The sequence below is a fragment of the Gordonia marina genome, assembly GCF_052036135.1.
Taxonomy (GTDB): Bacteria; Actinomycetota; Actinomycetes; order Mycobacteriales; family Mycobacteriaceae; genus Gordonia.
This window is the reverse complement of sequence record NZ_JBPSDN010000014.1, coordinates 60,487-83,485: the sequence shown is the minus strand read 5'-3', so window position 1 is coordinate 83,485 and position 22,999 is coordinate 60,487. Positions and strand designations below refer to the sequence as shown.

General features: G+C 70.3%; 19 protein-coding genes. 7 read left to right on the top strand and 12 right to left on the bottom strand.

The annotated features are described in order from the left end of the window. Positions 1 to 217: 217 nt before the first annotated feature. Together ACSEEN_RS11135 and ACSEEN_RS11130 are read right to left on the bottom strand one after the other, a co-directional pair. Complete coding sequence (locus ACSEEN_RS11135) at positions 218 to 1,174, bottom strand: electron transfer flavoprotein subunit alpha/FixB family protein (protein ID WP_247864426.1); 957 nt, start codon at positions 1,172 to 1,174, stop codon at positions 218 to 220. Positions 1,175 to 1,220: 46 nt separating this feature from the next. Then, the gene (locus ACSEEN_RS11130; RefSeq protein WP_247864427.1) at positions 1,221 to 2,006 is read right to left on the bottom strand and encodes an electron transfer flavoprotein subunit beta/FixA family protein; all 786 of its coding nucleotides are present in this window, start codon (positions 2,004 to 2,006) and stop codon (positions 1,221 to 1,223) included. A 210-nt stretch (positions 2,007 to 2,216) separates the two neighbouring features. Here ACSEEN_RS11130 and ACSEEN_RS11125 point away from each other — a divergent pair, with 210 nt between their 5' ends. From ACSEEN_RS11125 to ACSEEN_RS11115, 3 genes are all read left to right on the top strand, one after another. Further along, complete coding sequence (locus ACSEEN_RS11125; protein ID WP_298442273.1) at positions 2,217 to 3,065, top strand: class I SAM-dependent methyltransferase; 849 nt, start codon at positions 2,217 to 2,219, stop codon at positions 3,063 to 3,065. Next, positions 3,062 to 4,582 (top strand): 1,4-alpha-glucan branching protein domain-containing protein, encoded by a 1,521-nt coding sequence (locus ACSEEN_RS11120; protein WP_440713188.1) that lies wholly within the window; start codon positions 3,062 to 3,064, stop codon positions 4,580 to 4,582. Before ACSEEN_RS11125 ends, ACSEEN_RS11120 begins: the two co-directional genes overlap by 4 nt. 155 nt (positions 4,583 to 4,737) lie before the next feature. Next, positions 4,738 to 5,979, top strand: a complete 1,242-nt coding sequence (locus tag ACSEEN_RS11115; protein ID WP_247864431.1) for a glycosyltransferase family 4 protein — start codon at positions 4,738 to 4,740, stop codon at positions 5,977 to 5,979. Between the two features lie 236 nt (positions 5,980 to 6,215). Here the strand turns inward: ACSEEN_RS11115 and ACSEEN_RS11110 are convergent, their stop codons facing one another. Further along, positions 6,216 to 6,992 (bottom strand): acyltransferase, encoded by a 777-nt coding sequence (locus ACSEEN_RS11110; RefSeq protein WP_247864432.1) that lies wholly within the window; start codon positions 6,990 to 6,992, stop codon positions 6,216 to 6,218. A gap of 137 nt (positions 6,993 to 7,129) precedes the next feature. Between ACSEEN_RS11110 and ACSEEN_RS11105 the strand changes: the two genes are divergently transcribed. Further along, positions 7,130 to 8,446, top strand: coding sequence for an outer membrane protein assembly factor BamB family protein (locus ACSEEN_RS11105; protein WP_247864433.1), 1,317 nt, complete (start codon positions 7,130 to 7,132; stop codon positions 8,444 to 8,446). 127 nt (positions 8,447 to 8,573) lie between these two features. Here the strand turns inward: ACSEEN_RS11105 and ACSEEN_RS11100 are convergent, their stop codons facing one another. Genes ACSEEN_RS11100 through ACSEEN_RS11090 form a run of 3 tightly spaced genes read right to left on the bottom strand, consistent with a single transcriptional unit; the run spans position 8,574 to position 11,593 of the window. After that, complete coding sequence (locus ACSEEN_RS11100) at positions 8,574 to 9,794, bottom strand: THUMP-like domain-containing protein (protein WP_298442277.1); 1,221 nt, start codon at positions 9,792 to 9,794, stop codon at positions 8,574 to 8,576. A gap of 5 nt (positions 9,795 to 9,799) precedes the next feature. Then, on the bottom strand, positions 9,800 to 10,792 hold the full coding sequence (locus ACSEEN_RS11095) for a class I SAM-dependent methyltransferase (RefSeq protein WP_247864435.1): 993 nt from the start codon (positions 10,790 to 10,792) through the stop codon (positions 9,800 to 9,802). Between the two features lie 12 nt (positions 10,793 to 10,804). After that, positions 10,805 to 11,593, bottom strand: coding sequence for an enoyl-CoA hydratase/isomerase family protein (locus tag ACSEEN_RS11090; RefSeq protein ID WP_247864436.1), 789 nt, complete (start codon positions 11,591 to 11,593; stop codon positions 10,805 to 10,807). A gap of 77 nt (positions 11,594 to 11,670) precedes the next feature. Between ACSEEN_RS11090 and ligD the strand changes: the two genes are divergently transcribed. Next, positions 11,671 to 12,645 (top strand): non-homologous end-joining DNA ligase, encoded by a 975-nt coding sequence (ligD, locus tag ACSEEN_RS11085; protein ID WP_247864437.1) that lies wholly within the window; start codon positions 11,671 to 11,673, stop codon positions 12,643 to 12,645. On the opposite strand, the gene ACSEEN_RS11080 is transcribed toward ligD, so the two are convergent. Both ACSEEN_RS11080 and ACSEEN_RS11075 read right to left on the bottom strand, forming a co-directional pair. After that, complete coding sequence (locus tag ACSEEN_RS11080; RefSeq protein WP_247864439.1) at positions 12,635 to 13,465, bottom strand: NUDIX hydrolase; 831 nt, start codon at positions 13,463 to 13,465, stop codon at positions 12,635 to 12,637. The two genes, ligD and ACSEEN_RS11080, sit on opposite strands and share 11 nt — an antisense overlap. Positions 13,466 to 13,530: 65 nt before the next feature. Next, positions 13,531 to 14,370 carry an ABC transporter ATP-binding protein gene (locus tag ACSEEN_RS11075; protein ID WP_298442280.1) on the bottom strand — a complete coding sequence of 280 codons (840 nt, stop codon included), beginning with the start codon at positions 14,368 to 14,370 and terminating at the stop codon, positions 13,531 to 13,533. A 115-nt stretch (positions 14,371 to 14,485) separates the two neighbouring features. Between ACSEEN_RS11075 and ACSEEN_RS11070 the strand changes: the two genes are divergently transcribed. Further along, positions 14,486 to 15,454, top strand: a complete 969-nt coding sequence (locus ACSEEN_RS11070; protein WP_371307612.1) for an LLM class flavin-dependent oxidoreductase — start codon at positions 14,486 to 14,488, stop codon at positions 15,452 to 15,454. 383 nt (positions 15,455 to 15,837) lie between these two features. Here the strand turns inward: ACSEEN_RS11070 and ACSEEN_RS11065 are convergent, their stop codons facing one another. Both ACSEEN_RS11065 and ACSEEN_RS11060 read right to left on the bottom strand, forming a co-directional pair. Then, positions 15,838 to 17,442, bottom strand: a complete 1,605-nt coding sequence (locus ACSEEN_RS11065) for an HNH endonuclease signature motif containing protein (RefSeq protein WP_440713187.1) — start codon at positions 17,440 to 17,442, stop codon at positions 15,838 to 15,840. Positions 17,443 to 17,794: 352 nt separating this feature from the next. Continuing rightward, positions 17,795 to 18,517: a peptidyl-tRNA hydrolase gene (locus ACSEEN_RS11060; RefSeq protein ID WP_247864446.1), complete on the bottom strand. Its 723-nt coding sequence runs from the start codon at positions 18,515 to 18,517 to the stop codon at positions 17,795 to 17,797. A 71-nt stretch (positions 18,518 to 18,588) separates the two neighbouring features. Here ACSEEN_RS11060 and ACSEEN_RS11055 point away from each other — a divergent pair, with 71 nt between their 5' ends. Continuing rightward, complete coding sequence (locus ACSEEN_RS11055; RefSeq protein WP_298446713.1) at positions 18,589 to 19,761, top strand: polysaccharide deacetylase family protein; 1,173 nt, start codon at positions 18,589 to 18,591, stop codon at positions 19,759 to 19,761. Positions 19,762 to 19,777: 16 nt separating this feature from the next. Here ACSEEN_RS11055 and serB read toward each other — a convergent pair whose 3' ends face one another. Continuing rightward, the gene (serB, locus tag ACSEEN_RS11050) at positions 19,778 to 21,007 is read right to left on the bottom strand and encodes a phosphoserine phosphatase SerB (protein WP_298446712.1); all 1,230 of its coding nucleotides are present in this window, start codon (positions 21,005 to 21,007) and stop codon (positions 19,778 to 19,780) included. 141 nt (positions 21,008 to 21,148) lie between these two features. After that, positions 21,149 to 22,867 carry an aa3-type cytochrome oxidase subunit I gene (gene ctaD / locus ACSEEN_RS11045; RefSeq protein ID WP_247864450.1) on the bottom strand — a complete coding sequence of 573 codons (1,719 nt, stop codon included), beginning with the start codon at positions 22,865 to 22,867 and terminating at the stop codon, positions 21,149 to 21,151. Between the last annotated feature and the right edge of the window lie 132 nt (positions 22,868 to 22,999).

Sequence of the window (22,999 nt, the reverse complement as noted above, 5' to 3'; positions counted from 1 at the left end):
TGTCGAAACGCCCCGCTAGAAGCCTCCGGCCCCGGATTCGCCACAAGTCACGCGTCCCCTCCTCAGACCCAGCCACGCACATCCGGGGCCGGACCAGACAACGAAAAGCCCGGCAGCTCGAGCGAAGCGAGCACTACCGGGCTATTCGTTGTCTGGGCGAGCGAAGCGAGCCGACTGAAAAACAGTCTTCAGTCGAAAGCCGTCCGCCAGGACGGCCTTACTTGCGCTTGTTGACCTCTTCGGTCAGCTGCGGGGCGACGTCGAACAGGTCGCCGACCACACCGAAGTCGCTGATCTCGAAGATCGGGGCCTCTTCGTCCTTGTTGACGGCCACGATGGTCTTCGAGGTCTGCATGCCGGCGCGGTGCTGGATGGCACCGGAGATGCCCAGCGCGATGTACAGCTGCGGCGACACGGTCTTGCCGGTCTGACCCACCTGGAACTGGCCCGGGTAGTAGCCGGAGTCGACAGCGGCGCGGGAGGCACCGACGGCGGCACCGAGCGAGTCGGCGAGGGCCTCGACCACCGAGAACTTCTCGGCGGAGCCGACGCCACGGCCACCGGAGACGACGATCGACGCCTCGGTGAGCTCCGGACGGTCGCCGCCGACGTTGGCGGAGAAGCCGGTGATCTTGGCGGCGTTCTCGGCCTGCTCGGGGACGGCGACGTCGACGCGGGTGCCCGCGCCGGCGGCCGGGGCGGCCTCGACGGCGCCCGGGCGGACCGAGATGACGGCGGTGTCGCCACCGGCGACCGAGTCGACGGTGAACGCGCCACCGCGGATCGACTGGACGGCGGCGTTGCCCTCGCGGACCTCGATGACGTCGGTCAGCAGACCCGAGCCGAGACGCACGGCCAGGCGACCGGCGATCTCCTTGCCGTCGGCGTTAGCGGCGACGAGGACGGCGGCGGCGCCGTTCTCCTCGGCGAGCGAGGCGAGGACGTCGACCTTGGGCGAGACGAGGTAGCCCTCGACGTCGGCCGACTCGGCGACGTAGATCTTCTCGGCACCGGCCTCGGCGAGCGCGCCGAGGATGCCGTCGGCCTTGCCCGGGCCGGTGATGACGACCGCGGACGGGGTGCCGAGCGCGCGGGCGGCGGTGATGAGTTCGTTGGTGACCTTCTTCAGCCCACCCTCGGGGTCCTGCTCAACGAGCACGAGTACTTCAGCCATGATTTTCTCCTGAATGTCTTTGCTGGTCGCGAGTGTCGGGTGGGGGTCAGATGATCTTCTGGCCGATGAGGTACTCGGCGACCTTGACGCCACCGTCACCCTCGTCGGTCACTCGCTCACCCGCGGCACGCGGCGGCTTCGGGGTCACACCGGTCACGCTGCTGCCGGAGTTGGCGACGCCGACGACGCCGTCCTCGATGCCCAGCTCGGCGACCGTGAGGATCTCCGGGGTCTTCTTCTTGGCGGCCATGATGCCCTTGAAGGACGGGAAGCGCGGCTCGTTGATCTTCTCGTTGACCGAGACGATGGCCGGCAGGGTGGCCTCGACGTTGTAGATGCCGTTGTCGGTCTCGCGCTCACCGCGCAGGGTGTCGCCGTCGACCTCCAGCTTGCGCAGGTGGGTCAGGTGCGGCAGGTCCAGGTACTCGGCGATCATGGCCGGCACGGCGCCGGAGCGGCCGTCGGAGGCCTCGTTGCCGGCGATCACCAGTTCCACGCCCTCGATGGTGCCGAGCGCGGTGGCGAGCAGGTAGGCGGTCTGCACGGCATCGCTGCCGTGGACGGCGTCGTCCTGAATGTGGATGGCCTTGTCGGCACCCATCGAGAGGGCCTTGCGGATGGCGTCGGTGGCCTGCGCGGGACCGGCGCAGAGGATGGTCACCTCGCCGCCGCTGGCTTCCTTGATCTGCAGCGCTTCTTCCACGGCGCGCTCGTTGATCTCGTCGATGATGCCGTCCACGGCGGCACGGTCGAGCGTGTAATCGTCGTCGGAGAGCTTCCATTCGGAAGTGTAGTCCGGCACGTGCTTGATCAGAACAACTACGTTCGTCATGGGTCTAGAAGACCTCCTGCATCGGTTTCGGCAGCCTACCGGCCGGTAAGGCCATGGGTCATCGTTACTGTAACCGCTCGCGGATACGACACGAAGACCGCCCGGGGAGAAACCAGGGTCGCCTTACTCACATCGGACAGATGTGTCGCAGTGTCACATTCACCGCCCTGCGGGGCCGGGCACCCGGCAGGATGCCCTAATGTCGTGCGAATGAGCGATTCCCAGTCCTCACCGCTGCAATCCCTGCCCCTCGACGAGCAGCTCGCCCTCACCGGCGAGCGGACGGTGCCCGGTATTCCGGCGGAGAACTACTGGTTCCGCCGGCACGAGGTCGCCTATCAGCTGATCCGGGAGCGGTGCGCGGGACAGGACGTCCTGGAGGCCGGTTCCGGGGAAGGCTACGGTGCGGCGCTGCTCGCGCAGGCCGCGGCGACGGTGACCTGCGTCGACTACGACGAGCAGGCCGTCGCGCATACGCGCCGCCGCTATCCGGAAGTGACTGTGCACCAAGGCAATCTGATCGATCTGCCGCTGGACGACGCCTGTATCGACACGGTGGTGAACTTCCAGGTGATCGAGCATCTGTGGGACCAGGGCGCCTTTGTCCGCGAGTGCCACCGCGTCCTGCGGCCCGAGGGTGAACTCCTGATGAGCACCCCGAACCGGATCACCTTCTCCCCCGGCCGCGACACCCCGCTCAATCCCTTCCACACCCGCGAACTGAGCGCCGCCGAACTCACCGAACTGCTCACCGGCGACGGCTTCGAGGTGACCGACATGCTCGGCGTCTTCCACGGCCCGCGCCTGCGCGAGCTCGACGACAAGTGGGGCGGTTCGCTGATCGACGCCCAGATCGACCGCGCCCTGGCCGGGGAGCCGTGGCCGGCCGAACTGATCGACGACGTCGCCGCGATCACCGCCGACGACTTCGAGATCGTCGACGCCGAACTCCGCGACATCGACACCAGCCTGGATCTGCTGGCCTTCGCCGTCCGCCGGGACCCTTCGACGGAGTGGTTCCTGAGCGGAGCCGAAGGGCTCGGGGGACACCGGCAGTGACTCGAGTCCGGGTTCCGGGCCGGTTCACCCTGGTCCTGCACTCCCATCTGCCGTGGCTGATCAACCACGGCCGGTGGCCGGTCGGCGAGGAATGGCTGTACCAGTCGTGGGCCCACTGCTATCAGCCGGTGTTCGCGGCGCTGCGGCGGCTGGCCGCCGACGGATTCACCGATCAGCTGTCGCTCGGGATCACCCCGGTGCTGGCCGCCCAGCTCGACGATCCGGCCGCCACGTCGTCGATGTACGAGTGGCTGGCCGACTGGCAGCTCCGCGCCATGGAGGCCGCGCTCGACGACGACCCCGACCGCCGGATCAGCGGCCACCGCGAATACCGCGCGGCCGCGGAAGCGCTCGCCGACTTCGAGCGGCACTGGCGGCACGGCGGCAGCCCGCAGATCCGCGAGCTGCTGTCGACCGGTGTGATCGAACTGCTGGGCGGACCGCTGGCGCACCCGTTCCAGCCGCTGCTCGACGGACGGCTGCGCCGCCTCTCCCTGCGCGAGGGCCTGGCCGACGCGCAATTGCGCTGGGGCACACGGCCGTCGGGCATCTGGGCGCCCGAATGCGCGTACACGCCCGGAATGGAGACCGAGTACGACGCCGCCGGCGTCGGGCACTTCATGGTCGACGGTCCCACGCTGCGCGGCGACACCGCGCTCGGCCGGCCGGTCGGCGACGGCGACGTCGTCGCGTTCGGCCGGGATCTGACCGTGAGCTACCGCGTGTGGTCGCCGAAGTCCGGGTATCCGGGACATGCGGCGTACCGCGACTTCCACACCTACGACCACCAGACGGGATTCAAACCGTTCCGGGTGACCGGCAAGAACGTGCCCGGCGAGGCGAAGAAGCCGTACGACCCGTCGCTGATCGACGCGGTGCTCGACGCGCATGTCGACGACTTCGTCGACTGCGTCCGGAAGCGGCTGATCGGCGAGTCGGAGCGGATCGGGCGGCCCGCGCTGGTGGTCGCCGCCTTCGACACCGAACTGTTCGGCCATTGGTGGCACGAGGGCCCGGCATGGCTGGAGCGGCTGCTGCGCCGGCTCCCCGAGGCCGGCATCGACGTCGGCACCCTCGCCACGGCGCGGCGCGACGGCTTCGTCGGCGAGCCGGTGGCGCTGAACGACTCGTCGTGGGGGTCGGGCAAGGACTGGCGCGTCTGGGAGGGGCCGCAGGTGGAACACCTGGTACAGCTCAACGACGAAGTCACCGAGACGGCCCTGCACAGTCTGGACAAACGGCGGGACGGCGCCCCACCGGCCCGCGACACCGTCGCCGACCAGATCCTGCGCGAGACGCTGATGACGGTGCAGTCGGACTGGCCGTTCATGGTCTCCAAGGACACCGCGGCCGGATACGCGCAGGACCGCGCGTACAAGCACGCCCATGCCACCCGGGAGATCTGCGAGGCCGCCGCTTCCGGCCGCGGTCACCGGGCCGAGCGCCTGGCCGCCGGATGGCGGCGGGCCGACAACGTCTTCGGCGCACTGGATGCACGACGTCTGGAGGATCGATGATCTCGCCCCCCGAACCGCCGACGGACCAGGCGAACACGACGATCCCCGAGCCGCCGACGAACCAGGCGAACCCGACGCCCCCTGAGCCGCCGACGAAGGAGGCGAACCCGACGCCCCCTGAGCCGCCGACGAAGGAGGCGAGTCGAAGGGTCCTCATGGTCTCCTGGGAATACCCGCCGGTCGTCGTCGGCGGGCTCGGCCGCCACGTGCACTACCTGGCCGAAGCCCTGGCGGTGCAAGGGATCGAGGTGACGGTGCTGACGCGCCGGCCGTCGGGCACCGACCCGTCGACCCACCCCACCACCGACACGATGGTGAACGGCGTGCGGGTGATCGCGGCCGCCGAGGATCCGCCGGAGTTCGACTTCGGCGTCGACATGATGGCGTGGACGCTCGCGATGGGGCACGGCTTCCTGCGCGCCGCGATCGCGCACCTGCGCGGCACCGACGGCCCGGCGTGGCAGCCCGATGTGGTGCACGCGCACGACTGGCTCGTCGCCCATCCGGCGATCGCTCTCGCCGAGTTCTTCGACGTGCCGCTGGTCGCCACCCTGCACGCGACCGAGGCGGGCAGGCACAGCGGCTGGGTGGCCGGTCACGTCAACCGGCAGGTGCACTCGGTGGAGTGGTGGCTCGCCAACGCGGCCGACGCGCTGATCACGTGCTCGTCGTCGATGCGCGACGAGGTGACCACCCTCTTCGCCCCGGAGGCGCCGGTGACCGTGATCCACAACGGCATCGACCTGACCGCCTGGGGCTTCGCCGAACGCACGCCCGGCGACGGGCCCGCGGAACTGCTGTTCGCCGGGCGCCTGGAGTACGAGAAGGGCGTGCAGGACCTGCTGGAGGCGCTGCCGAAGATCCGGCGCGCACACCCCGGCACCACGCTCACCATCGCCGGTGAGGGCACGCAACTCGACTGGCTCACCGGGCTCACCCGGAAATACCGCATCGCCCGGTCGGTGACCTTCGCGGGCAAGCAGGACCACGACGGCCTGGTCGCCCTGATGCACCGCTGCGCGGCGATCGTGCTCCCGAGCCGGTACGAGCCCTTCGGCATCGTCGCCCTCGAAGCCGCCGCCACCGGCATCCCGCTCGTGACCTCCACCGCGGGCGGCCTCGGCGAGGCCGTGCACGACGGCGAGACCGGCCTCACGTTCCCGCCCGCCGGCACCGCCGCGCTGGTCGATGCGGTCTGCGCCACGCTCGACGATCCCGCTGCCGCCGCCGCCCGCGCACGACGCGCCCGTGCCGTCCTCACCGAGGAGTTCACCTGGCCGGTGATCGCCGAACGCACCGCCGCGGTCTACCGGACCACCACCCGGCGCCGCCGCCGGCCCCTCCCGCGCCCGGACATCCCCCTGCGCCCCCTCCCCGACCGCGACCCCGGCAAGTAACCCCGGCGACGAAGCTGGCGTATCTGGACCGTGCTGGCGGATCTGGACCGTGCTGGCGTATCTGGACCGTGCGGGTCAGGTAGCGCCAGCGCTGTCCAGATCCGGCAGCACGACGGAAGTCCGCCGGCAGAATCGGCAGGCGCGGCAGCCGGAGGCATCCGAGGAACCGCGGCGCGACCGCCGCGCGTGCCGGCGACCGCCGCGAATCCGGTCGACGGGGCCAGATCCCTCCGCGGTCAGGCGGACGGGGAGTCGGCCGGGCGGGACTCGGCCTCCGCCTGCGCCTTCTTGCGCTCGATGTCGGCCAGGGCGCGCTCCAGCTCGGCGCGCTGCTCGGCACCGGCCTCCCACGCCTGCCGCCGGTTCTTCACGACGCGGGCCGGGGAACCGACGGCGATGCCGTAGTCCTCGATCACCCCGCGGGCGACGGTGTGCGCGCCGAGCACGCAGCCGCGGCCCACGATGGTGTTGCGCAGCACGGTCACCTTGGTGGCCACCCAGGTGTCCGGTCCGATCCGGACCGGCCCCTTGACGATGCCCTGGTCCTTGATCGGGATGCCGATGTGGTCGGTGACGTGGTCGAAGTCGCAGATGTAGCACCAGTCGGCGACCAGCGTCGACCCGCCGATCTCGATGTCCAGGTACGCGTTGACGACGTTGTTGCAGCCGAACACGGTCTTGTCGCCGATCCGGAGGCTGCCCTCGTGGCAGCGGATCGAGTTGCCGTCGCCGATGTGCACCCAGCGGCCGATCTCCATCCGCGCCATCTCCGGGGTCGCGTGGATCTCGACGTTCTTGCCGAGGAACACCATGCCGCGCAGCACGATGTGCGGGTTGGCCAGCCGGAACCGCGCGAGCCGGTAGTAGCGCACCAGATACCAGGGGGTCCACGCCTTGTTGCGCTTGATCCAGCGCAGCGAGTCCAGCGTGAGGAAACGGGCCTGGTCGGGGTCGCGGCGGCGCAGCCCCGCCCGCCAGCGCGAGCGATAGGAGGCGTTCCACATGGTGGTCATGACCACAAACCCTAATCGACGCGCCCGGCCGATCCGCGCGAGCGGGGAACTGTTCGGCGGACACGACGCGATAGAGTCATGCCCGATGAGGCCGCACGCGACCGGGCGGCCACCGATCGAAAGGCACCCGAGCACCGATGCGCCAGGCCGACCGCTCCACCCGCCGCGCCCGCGCGTCGCGCCCCGCCGCTGTCGTCGTGCTGCTGGCGGTGGCCGGTCTGCTGCTCTCGGCCTGCTCCGACGGTCACCACGAGGTGCGCGCGATCCCGGCCGCCGGCTGGCCGGTGTACGGCGGGCACGGCGACAACGCCAACTACACCCCGGTCACCGCACCCGGCGGCCTGTCGCTGAAGTGGCAGCGCCCCACCGGCGGGCCGATCACCGCCCCGCTCACCCTGAACGCCAACGGCGACGTCGGCGTCACCGCGCGCACCACCAACGGCTGCAACCTCTTCGTCTTCAGCAATACCAACGGCCGCAAGAACTTCTGTAAGCGGATGGCCGACGGCAACCAGTTCAACGCCATGGCCTTCGACCAGTACTCGCAGCCCTACGTCGGCGAGTCGGGCATGTTCCTGGCCTTCAACGGCGGCGGCGCCATCCGGTGGCGCATGCCCACCATCGGCCTGCCCTTCTCGGCCAAGTTCGCCGGTCCCGGCCAGGTCCTCTCGGTGACCCAACTCGGCCAGATCCTGCTGATCGACGCCCAGACCAACCGGTTCGACGCCCCGGAGGTCCGGCTGCGCCCGAACGCCGACCCGGCCCAGCCGTTGTTCGGCCTGGGCGACTGCATCTCCGGCGGCCCGCTGTGCGCGGTGTCCGCCCCGCCCGCCGTCGACGCCGGACACGAACGCTTCTACCTGAACTACCGTCCCGACGGAGCCCCTGCCGCTCAGCTCACCGCGATGAGCTACGCCGAGGGCCGCGACGGCCGCCGGATCACCGGCGTGTGGAACGCGCCGGTGCCCGGCGGGATGGTCGGTCCGGCGACGGTCTCCCCGAACGGCGAGACCGTCTACGCGTTCGGCCGCGACGGCAAGCTCTACGCCTTCGCCGCCGGCGACGGCAGACAGCGCTGGAGCTACGACCTCGGCGGCTACGGATTCGCGACGCTGTCGGTGTCCCCCGACGGTGTGCTGATTCCCACCGGCACAATCGGCGCCCCGCTGACCATCCTCAAAGACGACGGCGACAAGGCCGAGCTGCGCGCCAAGCGCGACGACGTCCAGGCCGTGAGCCTGGCGACCCAGACCGGCAAGGACACGGCGTGGACCGTCGTGCGCACCGGACCCGCGCAGAAGCTGGTGCTCACCGAGTTCTCGACCGCCGACGGCGCCACCAAGCGTTCCCTGGATCTGCCGGAGGCCACCGGGTTCACCACGGGCGTCGCGGTGTCCTCCTACGGCAGCATCGCCGTCGCGACCAACCTCGGCGAGGTCTACTACTTCGCCTGACCGGAGCCGTGCGGTACCGCACGATACCCGCTGAACGGATGCCCACTGAATCAGTGGGCGTCGCCCATCCACGTCGTTCTCGCCCACCCGGCGGTGTGGGCGACATCGAAGTCAGTGGCCGATCGCCTCAGGCCCGCACGCCCGGCTCGCACAGGAAGGCCGCGCCGGTCCGGCCGATGCGGGTGAGGATCAGCGCGTAGGGCGCGTCGCCCTTCAGCCGCAGGCGTTTGCGCAGCCGGTCGGGGTCGACGTCGAGCCCGCGGACCAGGATCTCCAGGCTGCCGCACCCGCGCGCGGCGAGCGCGCCGCGCAGCACCTTCTCGGTGACCGGCAGGCGTTCGAGCACCCGGAAGCCGCGCTCCCCCGCGGGCACCGCGTCGCCGGTCAGGTACGCGATCTGCGGATCCAGCTGTCGCAGCCCGCGGGCGTGCGCGTACTGGCGGACCAGCCCGGCCCGCACCACCGCACCGTCCGGGTCGACGATCCACTCGTCGACACCCGGTTCGGGGAGGTCGTCGGGATCGTCGGACGTGACCTCGTAGAGACTGGTGAGGCCGCCCGGCGCCGTTCGCAGCACACTCGCCCGATTGGCGGGCGCTTCGGGCAGTTCCGTCCACAGGACGGCTTCGCGCACGCCGCCGTCGAGCGAGACCACCTGCACCTGCCCGTCGAACCCGAAGCGGGTGCGCAGATTGCGGTAGTCGAGGCCCGGCGCGCACTTCACCGCGAGCGCGCGGCCGGCGTAGACCGAGAGCAGTTCCAGCAGCGGCGGATCGAGCTGGTCCATGCCGAAGACCCTCCCCCGGGCGTTGCGGCGGCCCGGATCGGCGATCACCACGTCCGCGATCGAGACCGGGGTCAGCGCGTCGGCGCGCAGCAGGGTGGGCCGGCGCCCGGCACCGAGCCCGACGTCCAGGTTGTGCTGGGCCATCGCCAGCCGCACCGGATCCACATCGGAGCCGATCACCCCGGCCAGGCCGGGTTCGCCGGCCAGCGCCAGCAGCTCACCGCCGATGGAGCAGGTGATGTCGTGCACGACGGCCCCGCGATGCCTGCTCACGATGTCGGCCGCCCGCAGGGCGGCGACCGGCGCGGCCGTGGCCTGCTGCACCGCCGTCTCGTCGGCGATCAGCGCTTCGGCGTGCCGGAGCTTCCCGGCCGCGCGGCGGCGGGCACGCACCGTCTCGGCCAGCGCCGCCGCGTGCTCGGGATACCGGGCACGCAACGTCGTCAGGTCGCCGAGCAGGCTGGACGCGGTCAGCGCCAGTTCGGAGGCGTTCTCCAGAGCCTTGCTCCCGTAGCGGGAACGGAGGAAGGCGACGTCCGCCTCGCTCAGCTGGTAGGTCACCGCGGTCAGGCCTGCGCGCCGGGCTCCGCGTCGCTCGCGCCGGGCTTCACACCGGTGATGAGCACGTTGTAGAAGAACTGCGGCGGCACCACCTTCTGCAGGACGTTGTCGTCCAGCCAGGTCATCCGCTTCCAGCCGCCGAACGCGAACCGCGCCCAGCCCCAGCCGAGCTTCTCCGCCGGAACGGCCGCCTCGAACGTGCGCACCGGCCAGCCGAGCATGGCCGCGGCCAGTTCCTCGCTCGCCGAGGCCACCTGCACGGCACCGGCCGCGGTGGCCAGCTTCTCCAGGTCGTTCGGCGAGAACGTGTGGATGTCGACGACGGCCTCGAGCGCGGCCGCGCGCGACGACTCGTCGAGCTCTTCCTGCGGACGGCGCCACGTCTGCAGCGGACCGAACTTGGTGAGGTTGGTGGTGGCCCACCAGGTCGCGCGGCTCATCCAGCGCGCGTAGAAGTCGCCGAGGGTCGACGGCTCGCCCGCGAACACGAAGCGCCCGCCCGGCTTGAGGACGCGCAGCACCTCGCGCAGCGCCTGCTCGACATCCGGGATGTGGTGCAGCACCGCATGGCCGACGACGAGGTCGAAGGTGTCGTCGTCGTACGGGATCTTCTCCGCGTCCGCGACGCGGCCGTCGACGTCGAGCCCGAGGCCCTCGGCGTTGCGCAGCGCCACCTTCACCATGCCCGGCGACAGGTCGGTGACCGAGCCCTTGGTCGCCACCCCGGACTGCATCAGGTTGAGCAGGAAGAAGCCGGTGCCGCAGCCGAGCTCCATGGCCCGCCCGTAGGGCAGCGGCGCGTCGGGCACGATACGGTCGAGCCGCCCGCGCGCGTAGTCGATGCAGCGTTCGTCGAAGCTGATCGACCACTTCTCGTCGTAGGTCTCGGCCTCCCAGTCGTGGTACAGGACCTGGGCGAGCTTGGTGTCGCTGAGCGCGGCCTCCACCTGCTCGGCGGTGGCGTGCGGATTCGGCTGGGGATCGTCGATCGACGTCATATGGTGTTCTGCTTACTTTCCGGTGAACTCGGCCTTGCCCGGCCCGTTGGCGATGAACGACGACATGCCGGTCGCGCGGTCATCGGTGGCGAAGAGCTGCGCGAACAGGTGCGCCTCGATCTTCAGCCCGGTTTCCAGATCGGTGTCCAGGCCCTCGTCGATCGCGGCCTTGGCCGCGGCCAGCGCGAGCGACGCGGCGCCGGTGAAGCGGCTCGCCCAGCGCACCGCGGCGTCGTAGACGTCGTCGGGGGCCACGACCTCGTCGACCAGACCGATCGCGAGGGCTTCCTCCGCACCGACGAAGCGGCCGGTGAACACCATGTCCTTGGCCCGCGAGGGGCCGATCAGGCGGGCGAGCCGCTGGGTGCCGCCACCGCCGGGGATCACACCGAGGGTCACCTCGGGGACGCCCAGCTTGGCGTTGTCACCGGCGATGCGCCGGTCGGCGCCGAGGGCCACCTCCAGGCCGCCGCCGAGGGCGTATCCGGTGATCGCGGCGACGGTCGGCTTACTGATCTCGGAGATCGCGCCCAGTCCGCGCTGCAGGCGGCGGGCCACCTTCGCCATCTCCTGGAACGACATGTCGTTCATCTCTTTGATGTCGGCGCCGGCCGCGAAGACCTTCGGGCCGCCGTAGACGACCACGGCCTTGACGTCGTCGCGGGAGTCGGCCTCGGCGGCCGCCGCGACGAGTTCGTCCTGGACCTGACGGTTCAGCGCGTTCATCGGCGGGCGATTCAGGGTGATCACCCCCACCCCCGGGTGCTCTGGCGCGATGGAAAGGGTCACGAACTCTGCCATACCGGCAGGCTACCGGGCGGGCCCGCCGTCGCCGCAACCGCACCCGCACTCGTGAGACGCACGACTAAGGTTGTGCCATGAGTGACAGCGCGGTCGAGCTCGTCGTTCCCGGATCGGCGCGGACCGGCGCCCCGGAGCGCACCGTCCGGCTCAGCAGCCCGGACCGCGTGTACTTCCCCGAGGCGGGACTCACCAAGCTCGACCTGGCCCGGTACTACCTGAGCGTGGGCGACGGCATCGAGCGCGCGCTGCACGCGCGGCCGACCATGCTGCACCGGTTCCCCAAGGGTCTCGCCGGACCGAAGGTGCACCAGAAGAAGCTCCCCGCGGGTGCGCCGGACTGGATCGAGACCGTGCCGATCTTCTTCCCCCGCTACTCCCGGATCGTCGACGAGCTGTGCCCGGCCGAACTGGCGCCGATCATCTGGGCGGTGCAGATGTCGACCGTGGAGTTCCACCCCTGGAACTCGCGGCGCGCGGACGTCGAGCGGCCCGACGAGTGGCGGATCGATCTCGACCCGATGCCCGACTGCGACTTCGCGCGGGTGCGGCGCGTCGCCCACGCCGCCCACGAGTTGCTGGACGAACTCGGTATCCGCGGCTTCCCGAAGACCTCCGGCGGCCACGGTCTGCACATCTACGTGCGGATCGAGCCCGAGTGGGAGTTCGGCGACGTCCGGCGCGCCGCCCTCGCCTTCGGCCGCGAACTCACCCGCCGCCTGCCCGGTGACGCCACCGTCACCTGGTGGCGCAAGGACCGCGACCCGTCTCAGGTCTTCGTCGACTTCAACCAGAACGCCCGCGATCACACCATGGCCGCGGCCTACTCGGTGCGCGCCACCGGCCGGGCGACGGTCAGCACCCCGATCGAGTGGGACGAGCTCGACAGCGCCGAGCCCGACGACTTCACGGTCGCCACGGTGCCGGAGCGCTTCGCCCGGATCGGCGATCTCTTCGCCCCGATCGACGACGTGTCCTACCGGCTCGACATCCTCCTGGAGTGGGCCGACCGCGACTCCCGCGACGACGAGGGCGGAGGGATCAGCGGATGATCTGCTCCAGTTGCGTCAGGCGGCCGTCGTTCAGGACGGCGAAGTAGTCCGCCGAATCGGCGAACCCGAGACCCATCACGCCGCCGTCGGAGGGGACGGCCGGCTCGATCGCGGTGATCACGCGGGGCTCGGCGATCAGGTCGGCGACGGACTCGTGCCGGGCGATCTCCCGCAGCTGCGTCCACGTCGGCGGCAGCAGGAACCGCCGTCCCGACTGCCAGTCGGCGAGCGCCGCCTCCGCGGTTGCCCACTCGGTGGCCTCGGCCTCGCTGGTCGCCCCGTCCGCGTTCTGTCCCTCCGGAAGCGCCGCCAGGAAGAAGCGCGTGTCGTACCGCCGCTTCTCGTTGCGCGGCGTGATCCAGTGCGCGAGCGGCGCCAGCAGATCGGTGCGCACACACAGGTCGTTCTCGATCAGGAACTGCGCGAACGAGATCTCCTTGGCGACCAGGCGGTCGCGCTCACCGGCGTAGACCGCCGGATCGGGCACGACGGCGTCGGCGGTCCCGGCCAGCAGCACGCCGCACTCCTCGAAGGTCTCCCGGACGGCCGCGGACACGAGGGCCCGGGCGGACTCCTCCTCGGTACCGAGCTGGTGCGCCCACCAGCGCAGATCGGGACCGATCCAGCCGATCTCGGCCTCCCGGTCCCGGGGATCGACGCCGCCGCCGGGGAACACCGTCATGCCGCCGGCGAAGGCCATCTGCCGCACCCGATGCTGGAGGAAGACCTCGATGGCGCCGTCACCGTCGCGCACCAGCACCACGGTGGAGGCATCGCGCGGCGACGCCTCCGGCTGCCGGTTCGTCGCCTCATCGCTCATCGTCGCCTGCCTTCCGGTCCGTCGCTCACCGACCGAGCGCTCACTCTACTTAGCGACTGTAACGGTCATCGCTCAGCGGCACGACGGTGACCGCCCGCACGCCGCGCCCGGCGCGCGAAGTAGCGGCCGTCGTCCTGCGTCAGCGCGATGTTCTGCCGGAAGGTGCGCGTGAGGTTCTCCGCGGTCAGCGTGTCGGCGATCGGTCCCTGCGCCGTCACCTGGCCTTCGGAGAGCATCATCAGGTTGGTGAAGCCCGGCGGGATCTCCTCGACGTGATGGGTGATGAGCACCATCGCCGGGGCGTCCGGGTCCAGCGCCAGCATGCTGAGCCGGTCGACGAGCTCTTCGCGGCCGCCCAGGTCCAGTCCGGCGGCGGGCTCGTCGAGCAGCAGCACCTCCGGATCGGTCATCAGGCCGCGCGCGATCAGCACCCGCTTGCGCTCCCCTTCCGACAGGGTTCCGAACGTCCGGCCGGCGAGGTGCTCGGCCCCCATCGATTCCAGGACGTCGGCCGCGCGCTCGCGGTCGAACTCGTCGTAGTCCTCCCGCCACCGGCCGAGGACCGAGTAGCCCGCCGAGATCACCAGGTCCGAGACCACCTCACCGGCCGGGATGCGGCCGGCGATCGCCGAACTGACCAGCCCGATGCGGGTGGTCAGATCGCGCACATCGGTGCGGCCCAGGCGTTCGGCGAGAACGAAGGCGACGCCGGACGTCGGCTGCTCGATCGCGCCCGCCATCCGCAGCAGCGAGGTCTTGCCTGCGCCGTTGGGGCCGATGATCACCCAGCGCTCGTCGAGCTCCACCTGCCAGTCGACCGGGCCGACCAATTCCTTGCCCCCGCGCCGCAGGACGACGTCGTGGAAGTCGAGAATCAGGTCCGGGTCGGTCTGCGCGTCAGTCACCCCCCCATGATGGCCGATGACCCCGGTGTCGCGGCGCAGGTACCACCGGCGCGGGAATATCGGATCGCGCCTCGGCCTTGAACCGGAGGTGAGTGTCGCCGAATCGTCCGTGCCCCTGTCCCTTCTCGACCTGGCGCAAGTCGGTCCCGGCGAAACCGTCGCCGCCTCGCTGCGGCACTCGGAAGACCTCGCGCGGCTCGCCGACGACTCGGGTTACCGGCGGCTCTGGTACGCCGAGCACCACAACATGGCGGCCATCGCCTCGTCGGCCCCGGCCGTGCTGATCGCCCACATGGCCGCGATCACGACCCGCATCCGGCTGGGCGCGGGCGGCGTGATGCTGCCCAACCATTCGCCGCTGACCATCGCCGAACAGTTCGGCACCCTCGCCGAGCTGTATCCGGGGCGCATCGACTTGGGACTCGGCCGCGCGCCCGGCGGCGACCGCGCCACCTTCGCGGCCCTGCGCCGCGACCCGGCGGCGGCCGAGTCGTTCCCGCGGGACGTCGTGGAACTGCAGCGCTATCTGCGCGGAGTGCCGCAGGAGTCCGGCGTGGTCGCGACGCCGGGTGCCGGCACCGACGTGCCGCTGTACATCCTGGGTTCCTCGCTCTTCGGTGCGCAGCTCGCCGCCTACCTCGGCCTGCCGTACGCCTTCGCCTCGCATTTCGCCCCGGCCGCGCTGGAGCAGGCGATCGCGCTGTACCGCACCGAGTTCCGGCCCGCCCCCACCCTCGACGGCGGGGAGACCGAGCCGTACCTGATCGTCGCCGCGGGCGTGATCGCCGACGATGACGAGGCGGTCGCCCTCGAACAGGCACACGTCACCAAGCGACAGCGCGCGAAGCACCTGTTCGCCCGGGGCCGCCGGCTGACCGACACCGAAGCCGACGACTTGCTCGCCGGTCCGGTCGGCCGCCAGGTCGAGGAGATGATGCACCACGCGGCGGTGGGCACCCCCGCCCGCGTCCGCGCGCAGATCGCCGACTTCGCGTCGGCCACCGGCGCCGACGAGGTGATGCTCGCGCCGATGGCCCCGGACCGCCGCGTCTGGCTCGGGACCGCCACCCACCTGGCACCGTAGCGACTCTGAGACCCTGTCGTCCGCCGGCCGAGCCCCGCCGACTCCGCTCAGGTACCACCAGCGAAACGTTGGGAGACTGCTGAAGAATCCGGTTGTTTGCCGCTGCCAGCCGGCCCCGCCGGCGGGTGAGCATTTCGACGGAGCTCACTATGAACTCCGCGAGGAGCCGTGTCGAAACCCATCCTCATTGGCCACAAGTCGTTGTGTCCCAGCGCATGTCGCGGCGTTCGACACGGAACTCCGTTAGATGAGTGATTCCCGGTGTCGGTGATGGACATGGCGGCGTTCGCGGGTAGTGGCAGTGCTCGGGGGACCGCTGCTGGTGTGCCGGGTCGCTACCGGTAATCGTGTACGCCCTGGCGGCCTGGCCACCGTGGTGGTGGTCAGGCGGCCAGGTGCTGTTCTAGGAGGCGTTCGACGCCGGAGCCGGTGGTGTCCGCGCGTGCGGGTGCGACGGGCATGTCGGGGCGAGGAGCCTCGACGCCAAGCCCTCCGGCCCGCTCGCTGGTCTCGCCGAGCCGGTGGTTCACGGTCGGTGGTGGGGAGCGGTCTTCGGCCGGGAGGTCTGGGCCGGTGCGGAGTTTGTCGGGGTGGAACAGTGGGTTGATGATCCACGGCCCGGCGCGTCCGGCGGGCCGCCAGCCGACGCGGCCTTTGTCGGGGCCGTCGGTGAGGACGATCGATTCCCAGGTTCCGGGTTGTTTGCCGTTCCACCGGTTGTGTGTCCCGCAGGCCCCGCCGAGGTGATCGGCGTCGGTGGGACCGCCGTCTTGCCAGTCGGGCATGTGGTGCATCTCGCACTGGGTGAACGGGCGGGTACAGCCCGGCGCGGTACAGCCGCGGTCGCGGGCGAACAACGCCAAGCGTTGCGCGCGCGACGCGAGGCGGTGGGCGCGGCCGAGGTAGAGGGGCTGCCCGGTGGCCTTGGCGAAGACCGCGAGGTAGGGGACGGCGTCGGCGGCGATCGTCACCAGGTCCGAGACGGGGATGCGGGTGCCGGTGGTGGTCCAGGCGATCCCGGTGTGGCGGGCGAGGTCTTCATCGGTGACGGTGACGACGATCTGATTGCGCAGACTCTCTGGGCGCGCGTGGGTGTTCTGGGCATTGACCCAGGCGAGTAGTGCCAGGAGGGCGTCGTGCTGGCGGCGCCCCAGCAGCCGGTCATCGCGTTCGGCCGCGGCAGCCAGGACCGCGGGGTCGAGACCGGGCTGATCGGCCGCCCCGTGCGGGGAGTCGGGATCGTCGGGGTTGTTCATGCCGGGAGCGGCCCACTGGACGAACACGACCTCGAACTCGGCCCGCAACTGCGGCGTCAGGCGGGCCTGGACCGCGCTCATGAGTTGCCGGTCCTGGGCGGACAGCCGGAACTTCGCTTGCCGCTGCCGGTCCTCATCGTCAGCCAGGGTGCCATCGGGATCGAGATGGGCCAGAATCCGGTTCCCGACCATCGTCACTCCGGACGGATTGAGCCGCCGGGCGGCGTCGGCGAGCATGGCCTCAGCCTTCACCCGCGCCTCCGGATCGACCGAGGTGGGGATCTTGTCCATCACCTCCTCGATCACCCACACATGCGTCTCACCGATCGCACCCTCGGCCACCGCGGCCGCGGTCACCGGGAACTTCGAATCCAGACGCTCGCCGGTCATCGCCGTGAACCGGCCGATCGAGGCCGCCACCACCCGGCGCCTCCGGGACTCGCCCTCCCCGATACGCAGGCCCTGCGTCAGCAACTGGTGCACGGTGCTGTATCCGGCCCGCCGGCAGGCACCGCGGTCGGAGATCTCCACGAACACGGCTGCGTCGACCCCGACACCTTTCCGGCGGGCCTGCTCCCGCGACTCCAACAGATCCAGCAACCCATCCTCGGACAGCGCAGCCAGCGGCGCCTCGGCCAGGGATTCTTCGGCGGCATCGATCACCGCGACCAACTCGGCGGGAGACAGACCGGCCACACGACCGCGGGCGTCGAACACGTCATCGTCACTCATCACGGACCCCCTTTGCCGGCCGACGGTAGATGGTTCTTCCCCTACCCCCAGAATACGCACACCGAGATGTGTATGCAACAGTGGCATAGAACTTGCATTCGAGTAGATCGGTTGCAGGTGTCCTGCCCTCCTGGCCCGGGTGAGCGTCACAATCATCGTCGCCAAAGGAGACACCGGCAGCGCCGTCGAAGCCGAGCCGACCGAGGCTGGCGTCACCCGGCTCAGACCGACCCGCACGGGCGAGAAGCAGCGTCCCCATCTCCGCTAGCACTCCGTTCCGCCGGACCGGGCTGCTGTAGGCAATCGCAACCATTGATCAGCAGTCTCCGAGCCGAGTCCAAGCCACCCGTCGTCAGGCGACCTCGGCGATCACCGTGCACGACCCCGGCGTCACCTCCGTGTACCCGGCATCACGCACGGCGATCGCGGTCCCGGCCTCCTCGGCGGCCAGCAGTTCGGCCCAGCGTGCCCGCGTCGCCTGCCGCACCGCGAGCGGGCAACCGTCGTCGTACCACCCGGCGAGCCGGTCCCGAGCTAGGAGCGGGGCGCCCAGCATCGAGGCGTGCGAGACCTGCGCGGCGAGCTTGCCGACGGTCATCGGCAGATCCGGAGCCACCCAGAGACCGAGGGTGCCCGGCGCCGGCCGCTCGGTGGACAGGTCGCCCGGCACCTCGGTGCCGCCGATCTGCAGCTTCGCGATGCGGCGGTCCGTGGCGCCGACCGGTCCGGGTACACAGGCCCGCGCCTGGGCACCGCCGGCGTCGACGGTGATCCCCGGGACCTGGTCCACCGCCGCCCACGACGCTCCACGTGCCCGCCGGGCGATCTTCCGGATCCGGCCCGCGCACCACGCGTCGAAGGCGTCCGCCCACTCCCCGCCCGCGGCGGCCCGCGGATCCAGACAGGCCAGCACCGTCGCCCGCGCCGCGGCCTCCAGCACCGCCGCCCGGGGCGGTGGATCGGCCTTCGGGAGATGCAGCACCAGCGGCATCGCGAGGACGGCCGCGGGATCGTCGGGGTCGGCGCGCCGCGGCGTGTAGCCGGTCAGTCGGGACAGATTCTCGGTGAGTGCCATCGGGCACCACGGTAGCCGAGCGCCTACCCGGGTACTATCCGGTGAAAATCGGACTTTCTGACAGGAGTGCCATGGCGGGGGGACCGGTCCGGCGCCGACGATTCGCCCGGACAGCGGCGCTCGCGATGAGCGTCGTGCTCGCCGCCGGGATCGCGGGGTGCACGCCGGAGACGGGCGGGCGGGCCGTACCGGTACCGTCGACCGCCCGGGCCGCCCCTTCCGGGCCGGTGCGGCTCGGCTCCAATGTGCCGATGACCAGACTGGCCCCGGGCCAGCGGCCGCCCCAGTTCGTCCTGTTCTCGTTCGACGGCGTCGGCGTCGGCCCCAACTGGAATCTGTTCCTCGACACCGCGAAGGCGACGGACGCGCGGTTCTCCGCGCTGATGACCGGGCTCTACTTCCTCACCGACGCCGCCCGCAAGAAATATCAGGGCCCGGGCCACCGGCCCGGCGAGTCGGCCATCAATTTCGGCGGCTCCAAGGCCGAGGTGATCGAAGAGATCGAGTATCTGAACAAGACCTGGTACGCCGGCCACGAGATGGGCACGCACTTCGTCGGGCATTTCTGCCGGGGTACCTCCTACCCCGGCGCGCAGTGGACCACCGCCGACTGGAATCACGAACTCGACCAGTTCTTCTCGCTGATGGTGAACTGGCGCAAGAACACTGGGATCACCACCGGCCCCGACCTCGCCTTCGGCCCGGACGTCGTCAAGGGCGGACGCACCCAGTGTCTGGAGGGCAGCCAGGAGGCGCTGTTCCCGGCGCTGATCGCGCACGGCATGATCTGGGATTCGTCGATGGCGGCCCGGCAGCCGGGCATCTTCTGGCCGGAGAAGACCCGCGGCATCTGGGAGTTCCCGATCCCCTACGTGTACTCCCCCGCCCTCAAACGGCGCCAGACCGCACTCGACTTCAACTACTGGTACACGTACAACGGGGCGCGGAACCGTCCGAAGGATGCCCCCAGGATCCGCCGCATCGTGCGCGAAAGCTACGAGTACATGTACCGGCGCGCGTTCGACGGGAACCGTGCCCCGCTGGTGATCGCCAACCACTTCAACCAGTGGAGCGGGAACGCCTTCAACCCGGCCACCGCCGACTTCATGCGCGAGACCTGCGGCCGGCCGGAGACGATCTGCGCCACCTACTCCGACGTCATCGAGTGGATGGAGTTGCAGGACCCGCAGGTGCTGCGCGGCTGGCAGGGGCTCCCACCCGTCGCGGTGGACGCCCACCGCTGAGGGCGGCCGACCCGGCTCAGGCGTCGAGCGGTACCCGCCGAACCACGCCGTCGACCGCGTCGGCGGCCTCCACCTCGTCGCGGGTCACGCCGAGCATGTAGAGCACCGCATCCAGGAACGGGTGATCGAGGGTCGCATCGGCGACCTCGCGGAGGGCCGGCTTGGCGTTGAACGCGATGCCCAGGCCGGCGGCCGACAGCATGTCGATGTCGTTGGCGCCGTCGCCGACGGCCACCGTCTGCTCCATCGGCACCCCGCGCTCGGCGGCGAAGGCCGCCAGTGCGCGCGCCTTGCCCGCGCGGTCGACCACCTCGCCGATCACCTTGCCGGTGAGCTTGCCGTCGACGATCTCCAGGGTGTTCGCGCGAACGAAGTCCAGGCGGAGTTCACTCGCGAGCGGCTCGATCACCTGGCGGAATCCGCCGGACACCACGCCACAGTGGTAGCCGAGCCGGTGCAGGGTGCGGATCGTCGTCCGGGCGCCCGGGGTCAGTTCGATCGACTCCGCGACCCGGTCGATCACACTCGCGTCGAGACCTTCGAGGGCCTTGACCCGCTGATGCAGCGACTGCGCGAAGTCGAGCTCACCGCGCATGGCGGCCTCGGTGACCGCGGCGACCTCCGCCTCCCGGCCGGCCTCGGCGGCGAGCATCTCGATCACCTCGCCCTGAATCAGGGTGGAGTCGACGTCGAACACGATCACCCGCTTGGCCCGGCGCGCCAGGCCGCTGCGCTCGACGGACAGGTCGATCGGGTAGCGGGCGGCGACCGCGCCGAGCCGCTGCTTCAGCGCCGCGCCCGAGGCGTCGCCCTTTCCAGCGGTGACCATCAATTCCAGACCGGTCAGCGGGTAGTCCGCGATGCCGCGGATCGAATCGATGTTGGCACCCTGTCCGGCCAGCTCGGTCGCCACCGCCGCGAACGCCTCCGCCGACACGGGACTGCCGAGGATCACCACGGCGTGCGTCGAGGCCGCGTGCGGCGAATCGTCCTCGTCGTCGGAGAAGACGACGTCCATGTCCCGCGCCGACATGCAGGCGGTGACGGAGTCCTTCAGCTCGTCGGACGATCCGGTCACCGAGACCAGCACCCCGAGGGTCAGGTGCTCGTGGATCACCACCTGCTCGACGTCGAGCAGGTCCACCCCGCACCCGGCGAGCACCGTCATCAACGACGACGTGACGCCGGGCTTGTCCGGACCGCTGACGGTGATGAGGACCGGCTGCCCCGGCGTCGCATTCTCCACCCCGCAATTATGGGCCCTGCGCGCCGGCGGGTCCGCATCGGGCTCACCGCACGTGAGCGAGACCACGGAGACGAAAAGACCAGGTCCGCCCGAGGAGGATTCGGGCGGACCTGGTCGTTGTCGTGCGGTGCGGCGGACCGCTCAGTGCGCGTCGGGCTGGTGCTTGTCGCTGCCCCAGCCGACGTGGGCCTCGGCGCGCATGCGCTCGACCATGTGCGGGTAGTGCAGCTCGAACGCCGGACGCTCGGAGCGGATACGCGGCAGCTCGGTGAAGTTGTGCCGCGGCGGCGGGCAGCTGGTGGCCCACTCGAGCGAGTTGCCGAAGCCCCACGGATCGTCGACCGTGACGACCTCGCCGTAGCGGTAGCTCTTGAACACGTTCCACAGGAACGGGAACATCGAGATACCCAGGATGAACGCACCCAGCGTCGACACCATGTTGAGCGTGGTGAAGCCGTCGCTCGGGAGGTAGTCGGCGTAGCGGCGCGGCATGCCCTCGTTACCCAGCCAGTGCTGCACCAGGAAGGTGGTGTGGAAGCCGATGAAGGTCAGCCAGAAGTGCCACTTGCCGAGCGTCTCGTCGAGCATGCGGCCGGTCATCTTCGGGAACCAGAAGTAGATGCCCGACAGAGTCGCGAACACGATGGTGCCGAAGAGCACGTAGTGGAAGTGCGCGACCACGAAGTAGGTGTCCGAAACGTGGAAGTCCAGCGGGGGGCTGGCGAGCAGAACTCCGGTGAGGCCACCGAAGAGGAAAGTCACGATGAAGCCGATCGCGAAGAGCATCGGCGTCTCGAAGGTCATCCGCCCCTTCCACATGGTGCCGATCCAGTTGAAGAACTTCACACCGGTCGGGACCGCGATGAGGAAGGTCATGAACGAGAAGAACGGCAGCAGGACGGCGCCGGTGACGTACATGTGGTGCGCCCAGACGGCCACCGACAGGGCAGCGATCGCCAGGGTGGCGTAGACCAGGCCCGAGTAGCCGAACAGCGGCTTGCGGGCGAACACCGGGAAGACCTCGGAGACGATGCCGAAGAACGGCAGCGCGATGATGTAGACCTCGGGGTGGCCGAAGAACCAGAACAGGTGCTGCCACAGGATCACGCCGCCGTTGGCCGGGTCGTAGATGTGGGCGCCGAACTGGCGGTCCACCTCCAGCGCCAGCAGAGCCGCGGTGAGCAGCGGGAAGATCAGCAGGATCAGGACGCTGGTGACCAGGATGTTCCAGGTGAAGATCGGCATACGGAACATGGTCATGCCGGGCGCGCGCAGGCACACCACGGTGGTGATCATGTTGACGGCGCCGAGGATGGTGCCCAGGCCGGCGACGCCCAGACCCATGATCCACAGGTCGGCGCCGATGCCCGGCGCGTGCACGGCGTCGGTCAGCGGGGTGTAAGCGGTCCAGCCGAAGTCGGCCGCGCCACCCGGGGTGAGGAACCCGCCGAGCGCCACCAGGTTGCCGAACAGGAAGAGCCAGAAGCCCATCGAGTTCAGGCGCGGGAACGCGACGTCGGGGGCGCCGATCTGAAGCGGCAGCACGAAGTTCGCGAAACCGATGACGATCGGCGTCGCGAACATCAGCAGCATCACGGTGCCGTGCATGGTGAAGAGCTGGTTGAACTGCTCGTTCGAGAGGAACTGCAGGCCGGGGTGAGCGAGCTCGGCGCGCATCAGGAGGGCCATCAGACCGCCCACCAGGAAGAACGCGAACGACGCCACCATGTACATCTGACCGATCAGCTTGTGATCGGTCGTGGTGATCATCTTGTAAAAGAACGCACCCTTTTTCTGGTAGCGCTCCGGGTACGGACGAACCGGTGTCACCTCGGTCGTCGGCTGGTCTAGCGCGGTCACAGATCCTCCTCCTGGGTGCCGCCGGGGCACCTGGACTCTCGCCATTCGCAGCGCACGGCGACGCCGTACGACGCCAACGCTGTACACCGATCGTAAACCAGAGTGGGGCCGCCCACCGCGCGGGTCCTACGA

Excerpts from the sequence above, each read along its gene's own strand:
- ACSEEN_RS11135 (WP_247864426.1), bottom strand. The coding sequence starts at position 1,174 with ATGGCTGAAGTACTCGTGCTCGTTGAGCAGGACCCCGAGGGTGGGCTG.
- ACSEEN_RS11130 (WP_247864427.1), bottom strand. The coding sequence starts at position 2,006 with ATGACGAACGTAGTTGTTCTGATCAAGCACGTGCCGGACTACACTTCC.
- ACSEEN_RS11125 (WP_298442273.1), top strand. The coding sequence starts at position 2,217 with ATGAGCGATTCCCAGTCCTCACCGCTGCAATCCCTGCCCCTCGACGAG.
- ACSEEN_RS11115 (WP_247864431.1), top strand. The coding sequence starts at position 4,738 with ATGGTCTCCTGGGAATACCCGCCGGTCGTCGTCGGCGGGCTCGGCCGC.
- ACSEEN_RS11110 (WP_247864432.1), bottom strand. The coding sequence starts at position 6,992 with ATGACCACCATGTGGAACGCCTCCTATCGCTCGCGCTGGCGGGCGGGG.
- ACSEEN_RS11105 (WP_247864433.1), top strand. The coding sequence starts at position 7,130 with ATGCGCCAGGCCGACCGCTCCACCCGCCGCGCCCGCGCGTCGCGCCCC.
- ACSEEN_RS11095 (WP_247864435.1), bottom strand. The coding sequence starts at position 10,792 with ATGACGTCGATCGACGATCCCCAGCCGAATCCGCACGCCACCGCCGAG.
- ACSEEN_RS11090 (WP_247864436.1), bottom strand. The coding sequence starts at position 11,593 with ATGGCAGAGTTCGTGACCCTTTCCATCGCGCCAGAGCACCCGGGGGTG.
- ligD (WP_247864437.1), top strand. The coding sequence starts at position 11,671 with ATGAGTGACAGCGCGGTCGAGCTCGTCGTTCCCGGATCGGCGCGGACC.
- ACSEEN_RS11080 (WP_247864439.1), bottom strand. The coding sequence starts at position 13,465 with ATGAGCGATGAGGCGACGAACCGGCAGCCGGAGGCGTCGCCGCGCGAT.
- ACSEEN_RS11065 (WP_440713187.1), bottom strand. The coding sequence starts at position 17,442 with ATGAGTGACGATGACGTGTTCGACGCCCGCGGTCGTGTGGCCGGTCTG.
- ACSEEN_RS11060 (WP_247864446.1), bottom strand. The coding sequence starts at position 18,517 with ATGGCACTCACCGAGAATCTGTCCCGACTGACCGGCTACACGCCGCGG.
- ACSEEN_RS11055 (WP_298446713.1), top strand. The coding sequence starts at position 18,589 with ATGGCGGGGGGACCGGTCCGGCGCCGACGATTCGCCCGGACAGCGGCG.